The sequence below is a fragment of the Bradyrhizobium ferriligni genome, from assembly GCF_056837965.1.
This window is the reverse complement of sequence record NZ_JBXEJO010000044.1, coordinates 32,679-55,095: the sequence shown is the minus strand read 5'-3', so window position 1 is coordinate 55,095 and position 22,417 is coordinate 32,679. Positions and strand designations below refer to the sequence as shown.

The window sequence follows — 22,417 nt, the reverse complement described above, 5'->3', positions numbered from 1 at the left end:
CACTTTGCTGATCGGCTGGGCAGTACGTTGCCTGCTTGTGAGGCTTTGTCGCGTCGCTTCTTGTGACAATCGCGCCGCTATTGCGCCGCGATTGTCACGCTCTCCAACGCTCGATGCATGCTTACGAGAGCAGCTTATAGGCTCGAGGCTGGCTTCTAAGTCGGCCGCCGATACGTTGTTTCAAACGAAATCCGATATGAGGCTGGGGTGCGTTGGCATACCAGGCCCGAAGTCGTTTTTGGTCGAAACGGCCTCCTGCCGGGGCTTTCCGCTCGGATATTTTGCCGAGGGAAACCCGACGTCTCCCGTCCAAGAAGATGATGCGATGTTCTTGCAACTGCTGTCATGCTTGTGCAACAATTTTGCCCGGCCCAGTTTTTGCTTGCCCAGATTCTATCCTAAGAGGGTTAGAATGCAGGAATCGAGCGTTATCAACGTATTGATCGCGGAATCGCTTCTCTCGACGATTTCATCGAGGGGCGGCGACGCAGGTGCGTTGGCGGCCAGGTTTGGAGGACCGACAGGCACGAATGATACGTGTGTCTGGCCACTTGCAAAGTTCACCGCCGTTCTCGAGGCTGCGGCTTCTGAGAGGGGGGATCCTCTCTTCGGCTTGACACTGGGGAAAGCCTTCCGCCTGAGCGGTCTAGGTCCTATCGCGCCGCTGCTGTTGACGTCTCCGACCGGAGCAGATGCGTTCACGAAATTTACGCGCTATTTTCCGGCCTTTCAGAACAACACCCACTACGGTTTCTCGATTAGCGGCGACGTCGCGCGGCTGAGCTATCTGATTACGGATCCGACCATAAAGCTTCGCCAACAGGACGCGCTTTTTACGATAGCGCTGGAGCACTCAATCCTTTCCGAGCTCGTCGGAATTGAGGTCCGCCCGGCTTGCATCGATTTTCAGCACTTGCCGGATGCCAACACTGAAATCGGCGAGTACCGCGCGTTCTTCGGTTGTGACGTCCGATTTGGACGCAAGGAAAACGCGATCTATTTTCCGACAACCAGCCTGAACGAGTCCGGGCGGTACTCCGATCCTTTGTCGAGTGCGAGACTCGAGGCGGAGCTGGTCGACGCCATTCGGCTGCGCACGGGGCATCTCGACTTGTCCGCTTCCATCGAGGCCTGGATGACATCGGCGCTTTCGGCAGGGACGGCTATTGACATAGAAAGTGCGGCCGGCGATTTCGGCATGAGCCTACGTTCGTTCCAGCGGAAGCTCTTCGAGAACGAAATCAACTATCTTGAATTGCGCAATAAGGTTCGTTGCCAGATTGCCAAGTGCTTGTTGGGCATGACGTCCATGCCGATCACCGCCATCGCACTTTACCTCGGTTATAGTGAGACGAGCCCATTCTGCCGGCACTTTAAGAACATGGCCGGTGTCAGTCCTTCGCAATACCGCTCCGTATATATGACGAACGGCGCCGGCATGCAGACTGCCAGGCTCAAGATCAACTGACCTCGCGACCATCCTGAAGCAACGGGATTGGCTGCGGCAGCGTTCCTCTGTCGAAGTATCCGCCTTCGAGTGGCGTCTCCCCAGGGCGGCGGGCAGACGAGTAGATCGTGTAGTTGCTGCGGATCTCTTGAAGCACCCGATTAGACGTAGTTGCAACTACTCCCTGCCGCTTGGCGAGAAGCCGACACTCAGAGTCGCAGTGGGGCGTCGCCGCGGAAGCAAGTCGGCTCTTGATTCGGCAGTTCGGTGACTGTTCGCTAAAGCAATCGGCGACAGGGCCACTGTGGTCGCCGTACTACTCACGACGATGCCTCACAATTGAATCTTGGGCGGCGAATTATGGTCGACCATGTCGGAAGGAAGCGAAAAATGTTCCACCCGCCGTCCAGGCTTGTTGTTGAACAGGAGCCGCGTCACGTCGGGACGCGAGTAGTGTCCCGCGGGATCGGCAGAGGCTTTGGCAAATGGTACGAGACTTAAGTCGATTTCGGCTATGACCAGCCCCTCTTCATGAGCGTCGAGATTGGAGCCAATCGACCTACCATCAGGAGCATAGATCCGGGCGAAGCCGCCGCCTGTAGGACAAAGAGCCTCTTTCAGGGGGTCGCCCTCGCAAAGTATGTTCTGTTGTTCTTTGCTCACCAGCGCGCAGGCGGCGATCACAAAGCAACTGCCCTCTACCGCATAAATCATGCTGGCGCCGTTGTTAACAACGGGCCCGAGAGCGTAGGCTTGGTCAGATGTGAGTGAGAGATTTGGCCAAGCTGCGCAGTGAATCTGCTCGTTCTGGCTGTACATGGCGTACTTGCTGAGCGGCTGAAGATGCTCCCAGCAAGATAGTTGACCGACACGACCAATCGAGGTCTGACTGACCATCAGGTCGCTGCCGTCGCCTTCTCCGAAAACTGATCTTTCCACATGGGTCGGCTTAAGTTTCCGACGCCGCTTGATGATCGCTCCGGTTTCGTCGTAGTGCCATTGCGCAATGTAGAGGCTTCCACCATCGCGCTCGGACAAGCCCATCGATAATTGAATGCGATTGCGGCGAGCGGCCTCGGCGAGTAGCTTGTCTTCATCGCTGCCCGCTTCCAAGCTGTTCTCGAAGTAACGGCCGACGAACTGCATTGACCAAGCTGGCGGGCCTAGCCAGATATGGTTCGGATATCCGGGCAGCCAAGTTTCCGAAAAAACCACCAATTTACATTCTTGGCGTGCCGCCTCTTCTATGTACTTGATCGCCTTCGCGACACCCGCTTTGAGGTCTAGGAAGGCAGGCGCGGCTTGTACCGCAGCAACCTTAAACGGCGTGGAGATCGACATATTTCCCCCATCTGGACGGTATGATTGCCGGAAAGCTTAGCCCTAGGTAATTTGGTGCGCTTTCGCGGTTGGGCGACAAATCTTGCGATTTTGAGCGATTTTACTATTGTTAAACGTGCTGTTTGCCATGGATGGCCGTCATTTCAACACGTTACGATACGTCGTACGTCTCGCCGCATGATCGCGTCGCCTACTGGCATGAGGTGGTGTGTGAAAGCTATGTTCAGCTCGGTTGTGAGATTCCCAGGGCGGCGAGTTTCCATGGGTTTCTCGACATAGACCGGTTTCCGCGTCTGTCGGTCTCCCAGGTCGGCGGAAATGCGGGAAAAGTGCTACGACGCAAGATTGATATAAGTCGATCAACGGAAGACTTTTTTCTTCTCAGTGTGCCACTCAAGAAGACGACAATCGTCAGGCAACGCGGAGAGGTGGCTGCGCTACATCCGGGCGACATGGCTCTGTACAGCAGCAGCGAACCTTACGAACTCCGAATGACTGACGGTTTTCTTCAGCTAGTGCTACAAATGCCGAAGGCGCCACTGCTCCTTCGAATACCTAATGCAGAACTGTTGACCGGTAGGCGGATCGACGGGAGCAAAGGCATAGGAAAGCTGATTAGCCAAAGCATTGTAGATTTCAGTGAGCATGCGCGCGCTGAAAGCGAGCTGCTTCGGGATCAGGTAGTTGATATCTTACTTGACTGTGTCGTCGCCGGTCTTGCCCTCATTGCAGATAGTACTTTCAAAATTTCGTCGTCGGAGCGGCTTCTCCTGCTTCGGGCTAAATCTGCAATCAGGGAGAGTTTCAGGGATCCGTCATTTGACCGGAATTCACTAGCCGTTGTTCTGGGGGTATCAATACGCCGACTGAACGAAGTTCTTGCTCTGCACGGAACCTGCGCAAGTGACGCGATTCGAGAGGCGCGCCTGCAGCAGGCTGTTGCAGACCTGCGCGATCGTAGAAATGCTGGCCTCTCGGTAAGCGAAATTGCCTTCCGAAACGGCTTCAATAGCTTCTCGCATTTCTCCACGATCTTCCGCGAACGGTTTCACGTGTCGCCGCGCGAGTGTCGGTTGCAGTTCAAGGATCTATAAGGTCTGCGTGAGCCGCAACCGGCGGCACGAGGCAGCCTCAGAGGCATCGTCGGCGACAAATCAGAACGGCACGAGATGCGCATAGCTGCCCAAATGCAGCGTATTTCTACTCTAAGGCAGCAATTCAGCAGGGCGGCTTTTGGGTGAGCAGCGTCCTGTATCGCCGCGAGCGACCCGACGCTGAGGGAAATTTCAACCTCGGCGAGACGGATGTTTGGAAAGTCGGCTTCGCGGAATTCGGTCCCGCGGAACGCCGGGGAACGATCACTTTCGTCTTCGATCCGCCGCAAAAGGGCGCGGCGGATCTTGCCAGATATCGTTCTGGGTAGCTCATTCATGAACTCGACCCGACCAATGGGCTTAAAGGGCGACAAGCGGTCGTTTGTATAGCGGAGGATCGATTCTGCAGTTTTGCGTGACGCGGAGGCGAAAAGAGACCGATAGCCGGATAGTATCGGGCGACGGCATGATCGCGGCCTCGGCCATCGCCTCATGTTCGATCAGAACGCTTCCGAGTTCGAAGCGGCTGATCCGATAGTCTGACGAAGACATCATTCGGCTCTCCCGACGAATGCAAGTTGGCCAAGGACGTCAGAACAGCCATGTGCAGTCACTCTATGCACATCCTCGACAGCGACTATCGAGCAGTCTCCCGGGTTGGGCGCCACGGCTCGCGGACTGCGATCCACTTCGACAATGCCTGTACGATCTGCCGGATTTTCTTGTCCGCCGGATGTCCCTTGTCCCAGACAGCATACAGAGGCACGGTCAGCTTCGATCCCTCCACGACGAGCGGTTGGACTTGAAGTCCGAACTGAGAAGGTTCGGTGGTGATGGCAACCACGCGCCTCGACGCCGCGGCAGCTTGGGCCATGCGCCCCGAGCTGACCACGTGCGCAATGACGAGTTCAATATCGAAGGCGTCAGCCGCGTCGCGGACCGCTTGCTCGACGGCGCTACCGTATCCCGCGATTACAAGCGGATAGGAGGAGACTTCGGCAAGTTCGCCGCGGAACTTGGCCGGAAGTACGCCCTTTGCACACTGCGCGCATACCGGAATGCGGACGAGCACCTCGCTTTCCTTTCCGCGCGGCGGCGGCGCCGTACCAACGCCGATATCCACGTTCTCCTCGAGCGTCGCGTACACGTCTTGCGCACGTTCGGGACGAAGGTCCGCGATGGGTGAACCGGTTTCCGCGATAAAGGGTGCCAGGATGTAATGCAGCGTGGTGTCCAGGCATGCCACCCGAAACGAGAGGCCGACGTCCTTCCACGGTGAGACCGAGCGCTCGGCACGCTCAGCGTGACTCAGTAGCCTAACCGCTTCGGCGTATAGCGCGCTGCCAGCAACTGTCAGCATCATCCCGGATGGTCGTCGCTGGAAAAGCGTGACGCCCAGCGTTGCTTCGAGAAGCGCGAGCTGGCGTGAGATAGCCGGCTGCGTAACCGAGCAGGCTTCCGAAGCGACGCGAACAGACCCGCTCTCGGCGACAGCGCAGAAGTACCGGTAGGTTCTAAGTTCGACGCGAGGCATTACAATTTGTTATTAAAAGGCAAAGTTTTTGTCAATTTCCATTATTGCTGCCTTGTGACAAGGATATCCGCGCCCGAGAGACCGCGTGGAGTGCAACACGCCCGCCGACGGGTTGTCGGCAAGGCAAGATCTCGAGGGAAGTGTTGCGCTGCGCACGCACCGGCGTTCGGTCGGCCACTTACATGCGCGGCCGCGTACAGCTCCGTTCATCCCAAGGCTATTCGGCTCCTCGCGTTGCGATCGTAACCGTCGAGAGAAAAGCGTAGCCGCGGGTAGGCGGAAGGAGCTGTGCCCGAAATCATAATTCGGCGGGCATCGCCGCCGTGCGGACTGCCGCTCAGCGAAAATCTGCTGGCAAGACCGTTCGTGCCATTTCAAACGGAGGAAAGATCGTTGAGCGAACTCAGCATTAATCGTTCAGGGCAGGCAGCCTATTCCAAGGAGCGCCGAGCCACGCTTGCCGCCTTCATCGGTACCGCCATGGAGTGGTACGATTTTTTCATCTTTGGCACTGCCGCGGCCCTGGTCTTCGGAAAGATATTCTTTCCAACAATCGACCCTGACAATGCGCGACTTGCCTCCTTCGCGACCCTGTGGGTCGGCTTTCTGACCCGTCCGTTGGGTGGCGCAATCTGCGGATATTTGGGTGATCGCTACGGTCGCAAGAACGTGCTTGTCGGCACGCTGGTGCTGATGGGGCTCGCAACCACCGCAATCGGCTTTCTTCCAACGTACTCTCAAATCGGAATCGCCGCGCCTTTGCTCCTGGTGCTCTTGCGAGCGCTGCAGGGGTTTGCCGTCGGGGGCGAATGGGCGGGCGCCGTCGTGATGGCGACAGAGAGCGCCGACAACAAGAAAAAGAACCGCGCAGGTGCCTGGGTCCAGCAAGGAAGCCCGGTCGGAGCAATCCTGGCGTCATTGGCTTTCGTTATCGTCGGACGCTTCAATGACGTGGACTTCATCGGTTGGGCATGGCGCATTCCTTTCCTTATCTCGTTCATCTTGGTCATTGTCGGCTTGATCATCCGGCTCAAGGTGCAGGAGTCCGATGAATTCAGCGACATGAAGTCGTCCGGGACGACTGCCGAAAATCCGATCGTAGAGGTGTTCACGAAGTCTCCCGGAATTCTGGCGCTTGCGGTCGTTGCATCGATCTCGGGGATTTCGGTGGCGTACTTCCTGAATACATTCGTGCTCTCCTGGACGACGAGCGAACTGCATTTGGACCGGCGGTCCATGCTCAACATTCTCCTGATCACTTATGTGGTCCAGTTCTTCTGGCAGCCTATCGCTGCAAATCTGGCCGATCGTGTAGGAAACGACCGGGTGATGATTGGAGGACTGGCGTTCTCGATCCTGATTGCGGTCCCGTATTTCTGGGCCATTCTCTCAGGACATCTGGTCGTAATCGGCATTGCGCAATCCCTGACAATGATCGGTGTGTCGACCTACTACGCGATGCTGGCGAGCTTTCTCGCGGCGGCTTTTCCTGCTCGCTATAGATATACGGGCGTGTCGCTCGCGTATCAGCTTTGCTCAACGTTGATAGGCGGTTCGACTCCTTTGATCGCGCAATCAATTCTAAGCGGTGGAGGAGGAGCTTGGGGCGTCGCCGCTTTCTACGCGCTGAGCCTTCTAGCCACGATGATAGGTGTGTTCTTCCTCGGACGTCACATCCAGCGTACTCATCAAACAGGGGCGAACTGATCAGTGAAGGCTGTAGCGACACCACCACTTGAGTATCGTCGCAGAAGCGATCGCGCACACCTTGTGCTCGACGCTCTTGCACCGTTCTCGAGAGGTCAGCAGCGGGGGCAGCAACTCGGCAACGAGCTGATTTCGGGGCTCGGCGCCTACCTGGAGTTCTTTCGCAAGGCTGGGCTTACGGAAGAGGTCGTCCGGGATGCCGCCATGCGCGTCATCGATACCGTGGCAAGCTGGCGATCTCGCTTGGTTGAAGAGTTTTCCGGCATCGCATCGGTCGCAGGACTAGAGGCATGGCAGGTTGTCGCTCTGAATGCACGGACCGAGATACTTGGTTTGTCAAAAAAGGGACGACCCGGGGAGTGTAGCACGCTCCTATATGCGCCCGCATCTCGTCCAGACCCCAAGGTGAATGTTCCCTTCGGCGTTCAGACTTGGGACTGGAACCAGGAGCTGAACGACTATTGGCATACGCAATCGGTAAGTGGCGGGGCACACAGCTTCGTGGGTATTACGGAGCATGGCATCCTTGGAAAGATCGGCATCAATTCTGCCGGACTGGGGGTGTTTCTTAATATCCTGGCTCACGAAGCTGACGGTGTCGGCGGCATTCCCGTTCACGTTCTTGCTGCCACAGTGCTTGAGGAAGCTGGCTCGGTTGGGGAGGGGGTTTACTTGCTGAATAAAGCCCCGGTCTGCAGCTCGACGGCATTGACGCTTATGGATGCGAGCAGGGCTGTTTCTGTCGAGCTCTCGCCTGTCGGCGTCTTCCAGAAGGAACCCGCCGAGGGCTACCTTCTGCGGACCAACCACTTCCTGGCTTCAGAAGGCCGACAGCGCGAGAAGCCATCCTACGCTCCGGACTCGCAAAACCGGTACGAGCTTGTCTCGAAGCGTCTGGAGATGTATGGCGCGCCGAAGAAAGCGGAGCACTTGCTCGAGTTTCTGTACTCGGATCCAGAGCAAGCGCACCTGTGTTGCCTCCCTCAGCCAGGTGCAGAGCTTGGCAGGCGATGGCGCACGCTCGCGACCATCATGCTCGACCCTCACAACGCATCCGCGCTCGTTCTCGATGGAAGTCCGGTGGAGCAACGGAGCAGAGAGTGGGTCTGCCTCGAGGCGCGCAAGCCCGGCTAGACGTGCTGGCCGCGAGATATCGGAGCGAGACTGTCTGCCGCGTTACTCGACTGACTTGTAGAACACACAAGCATCCATCTTCGAGGCCGCTCGACGTCGACGGTGAAGAATGGCGCGGATTGTCAATTCATCAGACCGAACAGCGATCACGGTCTTCGACGGGTGGAGCGGTGGTTCTGTCGGTCGGTATGACGATTGCACGATCACGCATCGTCATACCGGCATCTCGCCAGTGCATCCCCCCGTTTTGCGAAAAAATATCGGATGAGCAGCTCCCGTAAAGGGCGCGCAAATGGAAATGCGTCCCAGTGAAGCGGGCTCGGAGAAGAAGAGGAGACATCAAATGTCGAAGTCAGCACGCCGTGTCGTTCTGGCCGCCCGACCGGTGGGTGAGCCGAAGCTTACGGACTTTCGGGTCGAGAAATACCCCGTTCCGTCGTCGGCCGAAGGGGAAGTTCTGCTACGAACGATTTGGCTGTCACTCGATCCCTATATGCGGGGCCGGATGAATGATGGACCTTCTTATGCAGCGCCAGTGCCGATTGACGGCGTAATGCAGGGCGGCACGATCGCCGAGGTGGTGGAGTCACGCAATTCCCAGTTCAAGCAGGGCGATATCGTTCTGTCGTGGTGCGGATGGCAAGAGTACGGGCTGTCGAACGGTAGCGATCTGCAGAAAATTGACCTCAAGGACGAGGCCGTGTCGGCCGCCCTCGGCGTCCTCGGAATGCCCGGCATGACGGGCTATGTTGGGTTGCTCGAGTTTGGTAAGCCCAAGCCTGGTGAGACTGTGGTCGTGGCCTCTGCCTCTGGTGCGGTCGGATCGGCCGTGGGGCAGATTGCGAAGATCAAGGGCGCTCGGGCGATCGGCATTGCCGGGGGGCAAGAGAAGTGTGACTATGTCAAGCGCGAGCTCGGCTTTGATGAATGCCTCGACCACCGGAGCCCGGCCCTCGCGGAGGAACTGGCGGCAGCCTGCCCGAACGGAATTGACGTCTATTTCGAGAACGTCGGCGGCAAGGTATTTGAGGCCGTCGTTCCACTCTTGAATCCCTTCGCTCGCGTTCCGGTTTGCGGCCTCATTGCGGATTATAACACTCTTCCGGGAGCGCAACCGGCCGCGCCGAAGTGGGCGCCGACATTGTTGATCAACATTCTCACAAAGCGGTGGACGTTCCGTGGGTTTATTGTCAGCGATTTCAATGACAAGTATCCGGAGTTTGTTCGGGACATGTCACAATGGTTCGCGGAAGGCAAAATCAAACATCGTGAGTCCATCACGGATGGCATCGACAGTGCGCCGTCAGCCTTTATCGGCCTTCTGAAGGGCGCGAACTTCGGCAAGCAGCTTGTTCGCGTTGGCCCCAATAGAGTGTGACTTGAGCCTGAAAGCTAACAGTAGAGCGGCTAGAGCATTGGATGGTGACATATTCTGCGTCAGCAACGAGGTTTGCAAGGAGCCTGCCAATGTTTCGCACCGTTAGCTATTCAAATGTCCTCCCTCCCGAGGACTTCGACTGGTGAACGCGGGTCGGTGAAACGACACGCGTTCGCCCTTTTTGTCCTAAGGGATCCGAATTTAGGCCAGGCGACGTTTGCATCCTAACCGGTGCCGCCGCCTCGGCGTGTTCTTGGCTCGCGGCTAACTTGCGGTCCGCCTTCCGAGCAGGCCGGGCATAGGCGAGGTGCGACAAGCCACCATCGACCCAGCGCACTAAGCGCCGGCGCGCCTTTGCTGATTGCAGGTGGATGACCGCCGACAGCTTTGACGAGCTCCCCGCAGTAGGAATTTCTGAACAGCGAAACGGGTAGAATCGGTCAAGTCTTTTGGAAGACAGCGACATACCCCACGCCCTGAGTCGACGGCAGATTTGAGTCGCTGACCGAGGAGACACGCGAACGACCGGGCGTCGGCTCTGCCGTGATCTTGCCAGCCGAGCCATGGCGGCCGGCGTCCGTCTCACTAAAATCCTCGGCCGATAGATCTACAGGCTAGATAGGAGAAAATGCCGTGGACTTTGAACTCACCAAGGAGCAGCTCGATCTCCAGCAGCGAGCACGCACTTTCATTAACACCGAGGTTTTGCCTCATTATCGCTCCTGGCCGATTACCGCCCCCGAGTACGGCCCGGAACTCACCACGCATTTGAAGAAGAAGCTGCATGACTTCGGGCTCACGAAGCTGATCGTGCCGAAGGAGTATGGCGGGCAAGGGCTCGGAGCAATGGAGGACGTAATCGTTCTCACCGAATTCTCGAGATCGCCGCGGCGCGTGCCCGGCGCGATTTTCGCGCCGTGGCCGGTCCTCTACGACGCAAGTGAAGAGATCAAGCGAAAGTATTTGTACCCAGTCCTGGAGGGGCGGACGGGGTGGTCCATGTGCTTCACCGAGCCTCAAGCAGGCTCCGACCTAGCTCGCATTAAGACCACCGCCGTCAAGAAGGGGGACCACTATGTCATCAACGGAAGGAAGATGTGGCGGACGGGACACCACGAGGCTTCGTATACGGCCGTTGCCGCGGTGACCGACCCTGAGAAGGGCCACCGAGGCATCAGCATCTTTCTAGTGGATAACGACACACCTGGCTTCGAGAAGGTGCGCGACATCCCCGTGATATCGCGGCAATGGGGCGTCGAAGAGGAAGTAAAGCTCGAGAACGTGGTGGTGCCGGCGGAAAACCTTTTTGGTGGTGAAGGTGCGGGCTTCGCGGTCGCGCAGCATCAGTTCAACCGCTTCAGACTTCGGTTGGGAGGCGTCGCGCTGGGGATGGCTGAACGGAGCCAGGAACTCGCGGTCGAGTGGGCGCAGACGCGCGAAGTGTTCGGCGGGAAGCTGGGCGACAACCAGGCGATCCAGTGGATGCTGACCGACTCGCAATACGACATCGAATCGATCCGATGGAACACATACTATGCAGCTTGGCTCGTCGACCGCGGAGGTTATTCGGCCGCGAGACTTCCGGCTTCGATGGTCAAAGGCTATTGTATCGACGCGGGATTGCGTGTCGTGGATCGATCGATGCAGATCCTCGGTGGACGGGGCCTCGCGATCGATGACTACCCGTTCAGCGACTTCTATAATCAGCTTCGCATGTGCAAGCAGATGGAAGGGTCCACGGAGATCATGAAGATCGTGATGGCTCGCGAGATCCTGGGCAAGGGCAAGTAACTTCTGCACAAGGGGCTCGATCACGCGGTTCGAGCCCCCGGTCGGGCGTGGACATAACCGGCCCCGGAGACCAGTTCAAACGAGGTTTGGCATCGTTGGCCTCTGGAAAGAGGCAACGCAAGATGCGCGACGCAGGCAGGCGCTAATCCGGAGCGCCGCGTGGCAGTGCAGCGGTTCTGCAAATAGCTAAGGACGAAGCTCAGAAGACGGCGGGCATCGTCAACCGGCCAAAAGTCTCATTTCTCGGCGTCGATCACTTCGCCAATCGATTTCCAGGTCGTGCCATCGAACTGCACCAGCTGCTCCTGGCTCAGCGGCGTGTACCGCGTCGGGCTGGTATTGAGCTTGATGCCAGGAAGCATGATCGAGAGCTCGAGATCCTTGATGCTCGTCGCCTGCTTCATCAGGTTTTCGCGGGTCAGGTTGTCGCCGCAATTTCTCAAGACATGAACGAATGTCTGCGCGGTGGCGTAACCGAAGAGATGAAGGGTCTCCGTCGGATTGGCTTCGGGCATGTATTGCTTCATGAAGGAAAGATACTCCTTCATCCCGGGATCGTCGGCCCATGTCGGATCAGTGGGCTCCTTACGGAACAGCATGGTGATGACACCCTTGGAATTCTCCAGCCCTGCTGGAACAAGCGTGCTCGAGATCGAGCCGGCCGCGTCGCTGAGCAAGTGCAAGGCATCCCATTTCGTTTCCGCCGTCTTCTTGATGGCCTGCGCCGCAAACTTCGGCGTCGAAATGTCAACCAGCACGTCGGCTCCCGACGCTTTTAAGACCAAAACCTGCGAATCTACGGTGGGCTCGGCAACCTCATAGCTCAGCTCCTTGACGATCATCGTAGCAGCCTTGTCGCCCAGGCCATCACGGAGCCCCTTGAGATGGTCGCGTCCGAAATCATCATTCTGGAAAAGCACCGCTATCTTCGCGTTGGGCCGCTCCTTCAGTAGATACTTGGCGTAGATCACACCCTTGGCATGGTTGTTGGGCTGCCAGCCCATCGACCACGGATAAGTGGCGGGCTCCGACACCCGATTGGCGCCCGTGCCCAGGAACAGCGCCGGTACCTTCTTTGCATTCAGGTACTTCTGCGTCGCAAAGTTTGATGGCGATCCGAAAGTGCCCACGATCGCCAGCACCTCTTCACTTTCGATAAGACGGCGCGTCTGCTCGACCGCCTTGGGCGGGCTGTAGCCGTCGTCGAGCGAGATCAGGTTGATCTTCCGGCCATTGACTCCACCTTCGGCGTTCACCTTCTGGAAATAGGCTGTCATGGCGCGACCGATCGCGGCGAAGCTCGATGCGGGACCGCTATAGGGCATGGTTTGTCCGATCTTCACCTCGGTGTCGGTCACGCCGAGCCCATGGTTCTTCTCCTGACTGAATGCGGGTAAGCTCGATCCCGCCCAGAGGATCGCGCAGGTCGCCATCATGAGCTTTTTCACGCTCGTCTCCTTTGGACTTGTAATCAGGCGGACTGCAAGTAGCGCTGCTTAAGGACATGCTTGAACAGTTTGCCGTTCTCCTGCCGCGGCAGCTCCGCTTCAAAGTCGATCGATCGCGGACATTTGACGTGTGAAAGGCCTTCCCGGCAGAAGGCGATCAATTCGGCGGCGAGCAACGGCGTCGCCTTCGAAACGTCCTTCAATTGCACTACTGCTTTGACCTCCTCGCCAAATTCGGGGTTTGGAAGTCCGAACACGGCAACGTCGGCGATGTCGGGATGCAGCGCCAGGCGGCTCTCGATCTCGGCGGGATAGATGTTGACGCCCCCTGAGATGATCATGTGGGAGCGGCGGTCGGTCAGATAGAGATAGCCGTCCTCGTCAAGGTAGCCGACGTCGCCCAAGGTCGACCAACCTTTCGCGTTTCGCGACCGCGCAGTCTTCTCGGCATCGTTGTGATAGGCGAATTTGGGACCATCGAAGTAGACGTCGCCAATCTTGCCGGGGCCGAGCTCCTCTTGATTCTCATCGAGGATGTGAAGTTCGCCAAGGCAAGCTCGTCCGACCGACCCTCGATGAGTTAACCACTCTTCGGTCGAGATGCAGGTCACGCCGTTACGTTCGGAGCCGGCGTAGTATTCCCAGATGATCGGACCCCACCATTCGACCATCCGCTCCTTGATCTCGGGAGGACAGGGCGCGGCCGCGTGGATCGCGCATCGATGGGAGGAAAGATCGTACTGGCTACGTATTTCGGATGGCAGGGCGAGCAGACGAAAGAACATCGTCGGCACCCACTGGCTGTGGGTTATGCGGTAGCGCTCTACAGCGGCGAGCGCCTGTTCGGCCGCGAACTTCTTCATGATAACTGCAGTACCCCCGCATTCCAGCGTGCGCATGGTGAAACGAAGCGGGGCGGCGTGGTACAAAGGGGCGGGGGATAGATAGACAGTATCCTCCGCGAACCCGAAATGCCTTTGCACCCAATCTCCGTTCAGCTGAGCTTGGATCGCATTGGTGAAGAGAGGCTGCTTGATGCCCTTGGGCTTACCGGTCGTGCCGGACGAATAGCAGAAATCCTTTCCGACCGGCCCGTCCGGTATCTCGATCAGACGATCGAAACGCGCAGTCTCTTCGGCGTAGTCGCGACCCATTTCCGGGGAGCCACCCACGACATAAACCGCGCAACCGTGCGGGTTTTCGGCCAGCAGCGTCTGAACAGTCTCCGCGAAACGCGAAGCGACGAAGAATGCCTTGGCACCGCAGTCACGAACGATGTACGCCGCCTCTTCGGGCCTGAGGTGCCCGCTCACCGGGGTATAGTAGAGACCGTGGCGGCGTGTGCCCCAGATTATCTCGAAATAGGTGAGATCGTTGTCGAGCATGATGGCGATGCCGTCGCCCGGCGACAGGCCCATCCACATCATAAGCTGCGTTACCTTGTCGGCGCTCCGGTCCAGCTCGCCATATGTCACAGCTTCATCCGAAAACGCGATCAGAGCTGCGATTTTGTCAGGATGACGTTCCGCCCATTGACGCAGGATTGGCATTTCTCCCCCTCGGCTGAAAGACAGCGGTCTCGAGTGCCGATTGAAATCGGTTCTCGGCGCATTATCCTTTCAGGCGTCGGGGGATTGAATGACCGCGCATGCCAAACGGATTGACAAAATCCGACGCGCTTACTTTGCCCTTGATCTGTGGCGTTCACGGAACTCGCCAGGGGACAAGCCGGTCCACCGTCTGAACGCCCGGTGGAACGTGCTCAGTTCAGAGAAGCCCAAGGAGAGCGCGACCTCTTCGAGAGACAACCGAGATTTCTGCAGCAGGTGAACGGCGACGTCGTGCCGCAGCCGGTCCTTGATATCCTGGAAGCCGCAATTCTCCTCCTCGAGCAGGCGCCGGCGCAGCGTCTGCTGGGAAACGGCCAGCATGTCTGCGACGGCCTCAAACGAGAAAGCTCGCTTCAGATTGCGGCGAAGAATGGCGCGCACCCGCTCTGCCATGCTGCTGTCGTCGCGATAGCGTAGCAGGAGCGCATTCGGCATCGACGCCAGAAAGCGCCGCAGCCGCTCCTCGTCGGGCATGATCGGCAGATCCAGCAACTCGGAGTCGAAGCGGATTTCCGTGCGCGGCTGCTCGAACAACATCGGAGCACGGTAGAACGGCTCAAGCTCCGAACTGAACGGCTCCTCCGGGAAGACGTAGTGAACAGTGATCAGGGGGAGCCGGCGGCCTACGAGCCAGCACATCAGTCCGTAAGCGAACAGCAGAATCGCGCCATTCACCATACGCCTGCGGTTCGGCTGGGAAATGGTATCGGTGACGTAGAGCGAAGCGTCATCAGGACCTTCCGCAAGACGCACGGTGAAATCGTCCACCACCAGATGGTAGAACTGGCAGCCGATGCGGATGGCTTCGCGCAAGTTCGCGCAACGTATCAGCAGCCGGCACATCATGCGGAAAGTGCCAGGTTTGATCGGACGGTTGCAGAGCAACCAAAGCTCGTCGCGAGTTTCCCGGGTAAGGACGGCGATGAGCTTGGCAAACTTGTCCTGCGGCAGTCGGGCACCCGGTACAGCGAGCTGTTCGGGCGGAATGCCGGCTCGGGCGAGGAGCCGGTCGACGTCCAGCCCCGCCTCCCGCACGCCGCTCAGGACCAGTCCGACATAGCCGGTATCAATGGCCGAACGCGGCGGCACAGCGCGTGATGATCCGACTGCTTCAGAGGCTCCCGGCATGGCACCACCATGTTAGCCTTGAGATGCGGGGCTGTCGCCATATTCGTGATGGCAGGTAAGGTCAACGCTATTGGTGGTTTTCGTCATTGCGAGCGGAAAGCTTCCTCCCATTCTCGCGACCATAGTGTGTGGGAGAGGATCTGGATGCGCGCGTTGATGAGTTGCGAGCCGGGCGGGCCCGAGACGCTGCGGCTACTGGATGTGCCGGCGCCGATCCCCGATGCGGGACAGGTCCTGCTGGAAATCAAGGCTTGCGGCGTCAACTATCCGGACTTCCTCACCATCCAGGATCGATACCAGGTCAAGACCGCGCGTCCGTTCTCTCCGGGCGCTGAGGTGGCTGGAATAGTCTCTGCCGTCGGCTCCGAGGTTTCCGGGCTTCGCGCTGGGCAGCGGATCGCCGCCCGCATCGGAACCGGAGGCATGGCTGAGTTCGTGGTCGTGGATGCCGCACGTTGCAGTGAAATTCCGGACGGTATGTCCTTTGCCGATGCCGCGGTCATGCAATTCACGTTCGAGACGGCATATTATGCACTCCATACTCGCGCGCTTCTGGAGGCTGGCGAGACCGTGCTCGTGTTGGGAGCGGGCGGTGGAGTAGGCATCGCGGCGGTGCAGGTGGCCCGCAATCTCAGGGCCCATGTCGTCGCGGCGGCCTCGTCGGAGGCGAAGGTCAACTTCGCCCGCCGGCATGGCGCCGGCGGTGGCGTCATTTACCCGTCCGCAGCCCCTGAAGACCGCCGAGAAGTAGCTACTCTCTTGAAGAACTCGGTTGGCACGCGCGGCGCCGACGTGGTGATCGATCCTGTGGGCGGTTGGTTGAGCGAAACCGCCATCCGTTGCTTGGCGGAAGGGGGCAGATACCTCGTGCTCGGCTTTACGGGGGGGATTCCTTCACTCCCCCTCAATCTTCCTCTCCTGAAAAACTGCGACGTGCTCGGGGTCAATTGGCGGACTTTCTTACTGCAGCAAGGTCCGCGAAATGACGCTAACCGCCGGGAGCTTCACCGCTGGTACCGGGAAGGCATCCTGTCCCCAGGCGTCACCGCTGAATTCCCCTTGCACGAGGGCGGCAAGGCTATCCAGACCCTCGCCGACCGGAACGCCGTGGGAAAAATAGTCGTGACAATCTAAGGGATTATGTCTGCGTCGATGGACGGACGGCGTGCCCGCTATCTTCCTCTCGCGCACCACTTCGTTTCACCCGATCCGAGGAGGCATTTTGTGATCTCATTATGTGCGATCCCGACAAGACGATCGCCGCCACGAGCCGATGAGGGAAGTGACAACAAACTCCGCCATCCTCAACGGATCGGTCCAGTTCATCGTACGCGTATAGATCGGAAACACGACGATGCCGTGCACGGCCGCGATCAGACTATCAACCGCGCACTTGGCGTCTATCGAGGAGGAGCCGTAAACCGCGAGCAGATTCCTGACTATTCGATCGTAAAGAGAATAGGAACGTACCACGATCGGGGAGCGTCCGAAGGGAATTCCGTCTGCGTCCTTGACCGGAACTTTGTGCGGCGGAAGGGAGAACAGCGTTTGATAGTGGTCGAAATTGTCGAGCCAGTAGTGCGCCACGCCAAGGAAGACCTTGATCACGCGTTGCTCGGGGTCCGGCTCGCTCGCGGCAATTCTCTCGAAAGCTACGACGGCCGAAAGCATGTCCTCTTCGCGGATCGCAAGCAGCAGCGCGCGATGATCGTCAAAGTATTGGTAGATCGTCCCTGGCGAATAGCCGGCTGCTGCCGCGATACTGCGCAGCGAGACGTCGTTTGATCCTCGATCAGCCAACAATTTACGACCGGCCCTGATGAAGGCCGCACGGAGGTCGTCCTTAGCCTTGGCCGTGCTGGCACGGGCTCGCGGCACTCGCCGTGCCGTCGCAAGCTGGATTTGATGTTTCTTGCTCAAGTGAACCTCTGGATGTGCCGCCCCTTTCTATGCGCTGAGGAAGTTACACTGCAACAGACCTTCCCGAATAAATAAACGCGTTCAGTTCAAGATTGACATTATTGAACGCGTTCAGCTACGATCTAGGCAACTTCGGCGGATGGCACCGCCTTTGAAAAGAACGATGGGAGGTTCACAGTGGCTCAAATCGATGGCGGCCGGGCGTTGGTCGCGACACTGAAGCGGTTTGGCGTCGACACCATCTTCACGCTGCACGGCGGTCACCTGGACTGCGTCTACCAGGCAGCCGTGGCCGAAGGCTTCCGCATCATCGATCACCGACACGAGCAGGCGGCCGGAATCGCCGCAACCGGATACGCGCGAACGACCGGAAAGGTCGGCGTGGCCATGGTCACCGCAGGTGGCGGCATCACAAACGTGGTCACGGCTATCGCCAACGCCTATTCCGACTGTGTCGCAAGCGTGTTTCTCGGCGGTGCGCCGCCATTGCGGGATTTCGACGCGCTGCCGGTCAATAGCGGTTATGACCAGTTATCGGTGATGGGCGGCATCACCAAGTGGTGCCATCGTGTCACGCACGTGGAGAGGCTACCGGATCTGCTCGGGCGGGCGTTCCACGTCGCGCGGGAGGGGCGCCCCGGCCCCGTTTATCTGGATCTTCCAAGCGATGTGCTGTTCGCTCTGGTCGAAGAGAGCGATCTCGCATATCCGAATGGCGAAGCGATGATATCGCGGCCCTCGCCATCGAAGGCCGCTGTGGCGACCGCGCTCGAATTGCTGCGAAATGCAGAACGTCCAGTCATACTCGCGGGCGGCGGCGTGGCCTATTCGGGAGGCGCCGGTCCGCTGACGCGTTTTGCCGAGCTCGCCGGCATTCCCGTTGCGACCAACAACAAGTCGCGTGGAGCACTGGCGACTGACAATCCCCTCTGGGTCCGAGGCTTTGGCGCGCTGGGTGCTGCGGCCGCGCGCGGAGCGGGGCAGCCCGACGTCGTCCTGCTGTTGGGCGCGCGGCTCGGCCTCTATACCGGAGGGCGCCGCAAGTCCGTCATTCCGGCCGATGCCAAGATCATTCAGGTCGATATTGCGGCCGAAGAGATCGGTCGGGTTCGCGATGTCGAGCTCGGCGTAGTCTCCGATTGTCGGGAGATGCTGGAGGCGTTGATCGAGCAGGCGGGCAATGGTCCTTGGCCCGACCGCCGCGAGTGGCTGTCCGGTCTGCGCGGGGACAATGCGCCGAAGCCTCCGCTCTCCAGTTCCACGGACGGCCTTACTCCCGGGGTGCTGGCGTCCACTCTCGCCTCAGCGGCTCCGCCAGACGCGATCTTCGTGCTCGACGGCGGTGAAACTCCCGCGTGGTTCGACGGCTTCGCTGCGAGCAGCAAACCCGACCGCTGGCTCGGTCACGGCTACATGGGAATTATGGGCGAAGGCATGCCGCTCGCGGTCGGCGCGCAGGTCGCCCATCCCGACAAGCGCGTGATCTGCTTCTCCGGCGATGGTGCCGTGGGGTTCAACTTCGCGGAATTCGACACCATGGTGCGCCATAATCTCCCGGTGGTCGTGGTGGTCAACAATGACCAGCAGTGGGGCATGTCGGCTCACGGCCAAGATCTGATCTTTGGCCCCGGCAAGCGCGTGGCTTCCGAACTCGCAGCAACGCGTTACGATCTCGCGGCGGCAGGGTTCGGAGCGCACGCGGAATACGTGACGAAGGTCGAGGAATTGGGGCCCGCGTTGAAGCGGGCGCTCGCCACGAACCGGCCGGCCTGCGTCAACGTGATGACCAAGCCCGTGATGAACCCGATCACGCAGCGCTTCATGGGACTCGCCGCGGAAGGTCTTCGCAGTCCCGAAGGCAAGGCGCGCGTTCCCTATGCCGACATCCTGGAGGTATGACGATGGCATCAAACCGTCGCTTGAACGGCAGAGTGGCCATGGTGGTCGGTGGTGGGTCCGGCATGGGCCAGGCCGTCGCGCGCCGACTGTCGCAAGATGGAGCTCGGGTCGCCGTAGTCGACCGCGACTTCGACGCAGCAAAGGCTACCGTAGCAATATTGGACGGCGAAGGGCTGGCTCTCGCCGCTGATGTTGTCAGCGAGGCCGCCGTCGCGAATGCGACAGATGCAATCGCGAAGTCGTTCGGGCGCCTGGATATCGGCATCAATGCTGCGGGAGTCGGGGTTAGCGTGGCGTTGACCGACCAGACGCTTGAGCAGTGGCAGCGCGTGCAAGACATCAATCTTACTGGACTGTTCCTGTGCTGCAAATATCAGGCGCTGCAAATGAAAGCGCGTGGTGGCGTCATCGTGAACTTCATCTCCACCAATGCCGAGCAGGCCGGTGAAGGTCTGTCCGCCTACTGCGCCTCGAAAGCCGGCGCGGCCATGCTGACGCGAGTTGCAGCCATGGAACTGGCTCCGCACAAGATCCGCGTCGTCGGTGTTGGTCCCGGCCTCACCGAAACGCCCATGGTCAGCCGGTTGCTTTCGCTGCCGCAAGCCCGGGCCGAGTTCGTAGACAACATCTTGCTTGGCCGTCCCGGTCAGCCCGACGAGGTCGCTGCAGTTGCGGCGTTTCTGGCGTCCGATGAAGCAAGCTATATCACAGGCGACACCATCTACGTCGATGGCGGCGCGCTCAACCGTCGCTATCCTAGCCTGGCTTCCAGGTCGGCTCCTTCGAGGGCCGCTTCATGAAGGCGCTAACCTATGCAGGCGAACACTCGGTCCGCTTTGCCGACGTTGCTGTGCCGCAACCGGCAGCCGGTGAGGAGATCGTCGACGTGCTGGTCGCTGGTATCTGCGGCACCGATCTTGGTGCGGTCAGAAGCGGTCGGCCACCGCTCCCGGTAGGCCTGACCATCGGACACGAATTCGTCGGCCGCAGGCAGCGGGACGGTGTGCTCGTCGTCGCCAATCCGATCTTCTCGTGCGGCGAATGTCGCGCCTGTCGCGAGGGGCGCCGCCATCTCTGCGAGCAACGTCAGGTACTGGGCGTTCATCGCAACGGCGCATTTGCCGAAAGCGTCTTGGTGCCGGCCAGCAGCCTCGTCGAGGTCAGCGCGCTCGATCCGACGCGCGCCGCGATGGTCGAACCGATCGCGACGGCGCTACACGCCTGGCGACTGTCGCCGATGCCGCAGCGCGACGTCGCTGTCTTGGGAGCCGGACCCATCGGCATGTCGCTGCTTCACGTGCTTAAGGAGAACCGGGTCACCAATATCACGGTCACTGACATCGCCCCCGAACGACGGGCAATGGCCTTGCGCTGCGGCGCAGATATCGCGACCGAGACGGCGGAGGGCGTTTACGAGGCGGTCATTGACACCGTCGGCGCCGTTACGACGCGTCGGAATGCCGTGGAAAACGTCCGTCCCGGAGGCACAGCGGTCCTGGTCGGCCTGCATGCTCCCGAGTTCGCCGTCACCGGCGGCCCGGTCGTCGCCGGCGAGCGCACGATAAGAGGATCGTTCGCCTATTCGCACGGTGAATTCGTGGAGGCGGTGGATCTGGCAAAAGGCCTCGACACGCGCTGGATCGCTTCGGTGCCGTTCGACCGCAGTGCGGACGCATTTGCCGCCCTTTTGACGGGGACCGCCGATCCGGCCCGCATCAAGGTGCATTTCAGTATCGCAAACTAATCCGACGGAAGAGCGGATCCAGCCGGGGAGGGAAAAATGAAGGCAGTGTTGAAGAAAGTCATTGCGGCGATGGCCGTGATTGCCGCGTCCCAGGCGGCGAACGCCGCGGACGATCCCATCAAGATCGGCGTTCTGTTGTCCACGACGGGCGTCGTCGGCTTCATCGGCGATCCGGAACAGAAGGCCGTGGCGCTCTACGTCAAGAAGATCAATGACGGGGGTGGTGTTCTGGGACGCAAAGTCGAGTTGGTTTCGTATGACGATGCATCTGAACCCGCGCGGGCGAGCTCGCTCACCAAGCGGCTGATCGAAGCGGATCACGTCGATCTCGTGATCGGCGGAACCATTACTCCTAACGCAATGGCAATGATCCCATTGGCCGAACGTGCCGAAATTCCATACATTTCGGTCGGTGGAGGCCTACCGATCGTCGACCCTGTGAAGAAGTGGGTGTTCAAGACACCACATACCGATCGTCAGGTCGCGCTGCGCATCCTTCAGGACATGAAGGCAAATGGCCACACGAAGATCGGTCTTCTATCGGAAACTGCCGGATTCGGTCAATCCGGCCGCAAGGAAATTCTGGAGAATGCCGCCGGTTATGGAATCACCATCGTAGCCGACGAAAAGTACGGTCCGAAAGACACCGACGTTACACCGCAGCTCACGACCATCAAGAATGCGCCAGGGGTCGAGGCTCTTTTGATCTTCTGCGGCGCCGGCACCAGTCCGGCAATGGCGGTCAAGAACAAGGCAAGGTTGGATATCAAGCTGCCGCTGTACCTCCCGCACGCTGTCGTCAATCAGGAATTCCTGAATCTGACGGGCAGCTCTTCCGAGGGAGCGCGCATGCCCACGGCCGGTTTCATCGTTCCAGAAGGCGTCGCGGCCAACGACCCGCAAAAGCCCGTGATCGACGGCTTCTATGCCGGCTACAAGGAAATGTACAAGGAAGCTCCATCGCCGTTCGCGGGAAATTCCTACGATGCCATCATCATCGCGATCGATGCGATCCGTCGTGCAGGGTCGACCGACAAGGTAAAGGTACGCCAAGCGATCGAGGAAACGCGCAAACTTCCCGGCCTCAACGGTGTGTTCACCATGTCCGAGACGGACCATCTCGGCCTTGCACTGGAGTCATTGCGGATGCACGTCGTCAAAGACGGGAAGTTCGTACCGGTAAGCTAATCCCGCGCTCGGGTTAGCGCGCCGATAATGCGTCGAGCCGGATGTCGGCGGGCC

The 22,417-nt window shown here is 59.3% G+C and carries 18 protein-coding genes; 12 read left to right on the top strand and 6 right to left on the bottom strand.

Annotated elements, in window-relative coordinates; all coding sequences use genetic code 11:
- Positions 1-412 precede the first annotated feature (412 nt).
- Positions 413-1,468 (top strand): AraC family transcriptional regulator, encoded by a 1,056-nt coding sequence (locus AC1VNY_RS25290; RefSeq protein WP_482407203.1) that lies wholly within the window; start codon positions 413-415, stop codon positions 1,466-1,468.
- 312 nt (positions 1,469-1,780) lie between these two features.
- On the opposite strand, the gene AC1VNY_RS25285 is transcribed toward AC1VNY_RS25290, so the two are convergent.
- Entirely contained in the window at positions 1,781-2,788 is a 1,008-nt protein-coding gene (locus AC1VNY_RS25285; protein WP_482407202.1) for a carbon-nitrogen hydrolase family protein, read from the bottom strand.
- Between the two features lie 131 nt (positions 2,789-2,919).
- Between AC1VNY_RS25285 and AC1VNY_RS25280 the strand changes: the two genes are divergently transcribed.
- Entirely contained in the window at positions 2,920-3,882 is a 963-nt protein-coding gene (locus AC1VNY_RS25280) for an AraC-like ligand-binding domain-containing protein (protein WP_482407201.1), read from the top strand.
- 143 nt (positions 3,883-4,025) lie between these two features.
- Positions 4,026-4,211, top strand: coding sequence for a hypothetical protein (locus AC1VNY_RS25275; protein ID WP_482407200.1), 186 nt, complete (start codon positions 4,026-4,028; stop codon positions 4,209-4,211).
- Positions 4,212-4,519: 308 nt separating this feature from the next.
- Here AC1VNY_RS25275 and AC1VNY_RS25270 read toward each other — a convergent pair whose 3' ends face one another.
- Complete coding sequence (locus AC1VNY_RS25270) at positions 4,520-5,416, bottom strand: LysR family transcriptional regulator (protein ID WP_482407199.1); 897 nt, start codon at positions 5,414-5,416, stop codon at positions 4,520-4,522.
- 393 nt (positions 5,417-5,809) lie between these two features.
- Between AC1VNY_RS25270 and AC1VNY_RS25265 the strand changes: the two genes are divergently transcribed.
- The 4 genes from AC1VNY_RS25265 (at position 5,810) to AC1VNY_RS25250 (ending at position 11,426) form a co-directional block, all read left to right on the top strand.
- A complete protein-coding gene (locus AC1VNY_RS25265; protein ID WP_482407198.1) occupies positions 5,810-7,123 on the top strand; it encodes an MFS transporter in 1,314 nt (437 codons plus the stop codon).
- A gap of 3 nt (positions 7,124-7,126) precedes the next feature.
- Positions 7,127-8,257 (top strand): C45 family autoproteolytic acyltransferase/hydrolase, encoded by a 1,131-nt coding sequence (locus AC1VNY_RS25260; RefSeq protein ID WP_482407197.1) that lies wholly within the window; start codon positions 7,127-7,129, stop codon positions 8,255-8,257.
- A 343-nt stretch (positions 8,258-8,600) separates the two neighbouring features.
- The gene (locus AC1VNY_RS25255) at positions 8,601-9,635 is read left to right on the top strand and encodes an NADP-dependent oxidoreductase (RefSeq protein ID WP_482407196.1); all 1,035 of its coding nucleotides are present in this window, start codon (positions 8,601-8,603) and stop codon (positions 9,633-9,635) included.
- Between the two features lie 633 nt (positions 9,636-10,268).
- Entirely contained in the window at positions 10,269-11,426 is a 1,158-nt protein-coding gene (locus AC1VNY_RS25250; RefSeq protein ID WP_482407195.1) for an acyl-CoA dehydrogenase family protein, read from the top strand.
- 236 nt (positions 11,427-11,662) lie between these two features.
- Here the strand turns inward: AC1VNY_RS25250 and AC1VNY_RS25245 are convergent, their stop codons facing one another.
- From AC1VNY_RS25245 to AC1VNY_RS25235, 3 genes are all read right to left on the bottom strand, one after another.
- Positions 11,663-12,862, bottom strand: a complete 1,200-nt coding sequence (locus AC1VNY_RS25245) for an ABC transporter substrate-binding protein (protein WP_482407220.1) — start codon at positions 12,860-12,862, stop codon at positions 11,663-11,665.
- A gap of 35 nt (positions 12,863-12,897) precedes the next feature.
- The gene (locus AC1VNY_RS25240) at positions 12,898-14,424 is read right to left on the bottom strand and encodes an acyl-CoA synthetase (protein ID WP_482407194.1); all 1,527 of its coding nucleotides are present in this window, start codon (positions 14,422-14,424) and stop codon (positions 12,898-12,900) included.
- 129 nt (positions 14,425-14,553) lie between these two features.
- On the bottom strand, positions 14,554-15,612 hold the full coding sequence (locus AC1VNY_RS25235) for an AraC family transcriptional regulator (protein ID WP_482407193.1): 1,059 nt from the start codon (positions 15,610-15,612) through the stop codon (positions 14,554-14,556).
- Positions 15,613-15,756: 144 nt separating this feature from the next.
- Between AC1VNY_RS25235 and AC1VNY_RS25230 the strand changes: the two genes are divergently transcribed.
- On the top strand, positions 15,757-16,746 hold the full coding sequence (locus tag AC1VNY_RS25230) for an NADPH:quinone oxidoreductase family protein (RefSeq protein ID WP_482407192.1): 990 nt from the start codon (positions 15,757-15,759) through the stop codon (positions 16,744-16,746).
- Between the two features lie 99 nt (positions 16,747-16,845).
- Here the strand turns inward: AC1VNY_RS25230 and AC1VNY_RS25225 are convergent, their stop codons facing one another.
- Complete coding sequence (locus AC1VNY_RS25225; RefSeq protein WP_482407191.1) at positions 16,846-17,532, bottom strand: TetR/AcrR family transcriptional regulator; 687 nt, start codon at positions 17,530-17,532, stop codon at positions 16,846-16,848.
- Between the two features lie 177 nt (positions 17,533-17,709).
- Here AC1VNY_RS25225 and AC1VNY_RS25220 point away from each other — a divergent pair, with 177 nt between their 5' ends.
- From AC1VNY_RS25220 to AC1VNY_RS25205, 4 genes are read left to right on the top strand one after another with little or no spacing between them, the layout of a single operon-like run.
- Positions 17,710-19,431: a thiamine pyrophosphate-binding protein gene (locus AC1VNY_RS25220; protein WP_482407190.1), complete on the top strand. Its 1,722-nt coding sequence runs from the start codon at positions 17,710-17,712 to the stop codon at positions 19,429-19,431.
- A 2-nt stretch (positions 19,432-19,433) separates the two neighbouring features.
- On the top strand, positions 19,434-20,231 hold the full coding sequence (locus AC1VNY_RS25215; protein ID WP_482407189.1) for an SDR family NAD(P)-dependent oxidoreductase: 798 nt from the start codon (positions 19,434-19,436) through the stop codon (positions 20,229-20,231).
- Entirely contained in the window at positions 20,228-21,175 is a 948-nt protein-coding gene (locus AC1VNY_RS25210; RefSeq protein WP_482407188.1) for a zinc-dependent alcohol dehydrogenase, read from the top strand. The genes AC1VNY_RS25215 and AC1VNY_RS25210 overlap by 4 nt, the downstream gene beginning before the upstream one ends.
- Positions 21,176-21,211: 36 nt before the next feature.
- Entirely contained in the window at positions 21,212-22,363 is a 1,152-nt protein-coding gene (locus tag AC1VNY_RS25205; protein WP_482407187.1) for an ABC transporter substrate-binding protein, read from the top strand.
- Positions 22,364-22,417 lie beyond the last annotated feature (54 nt).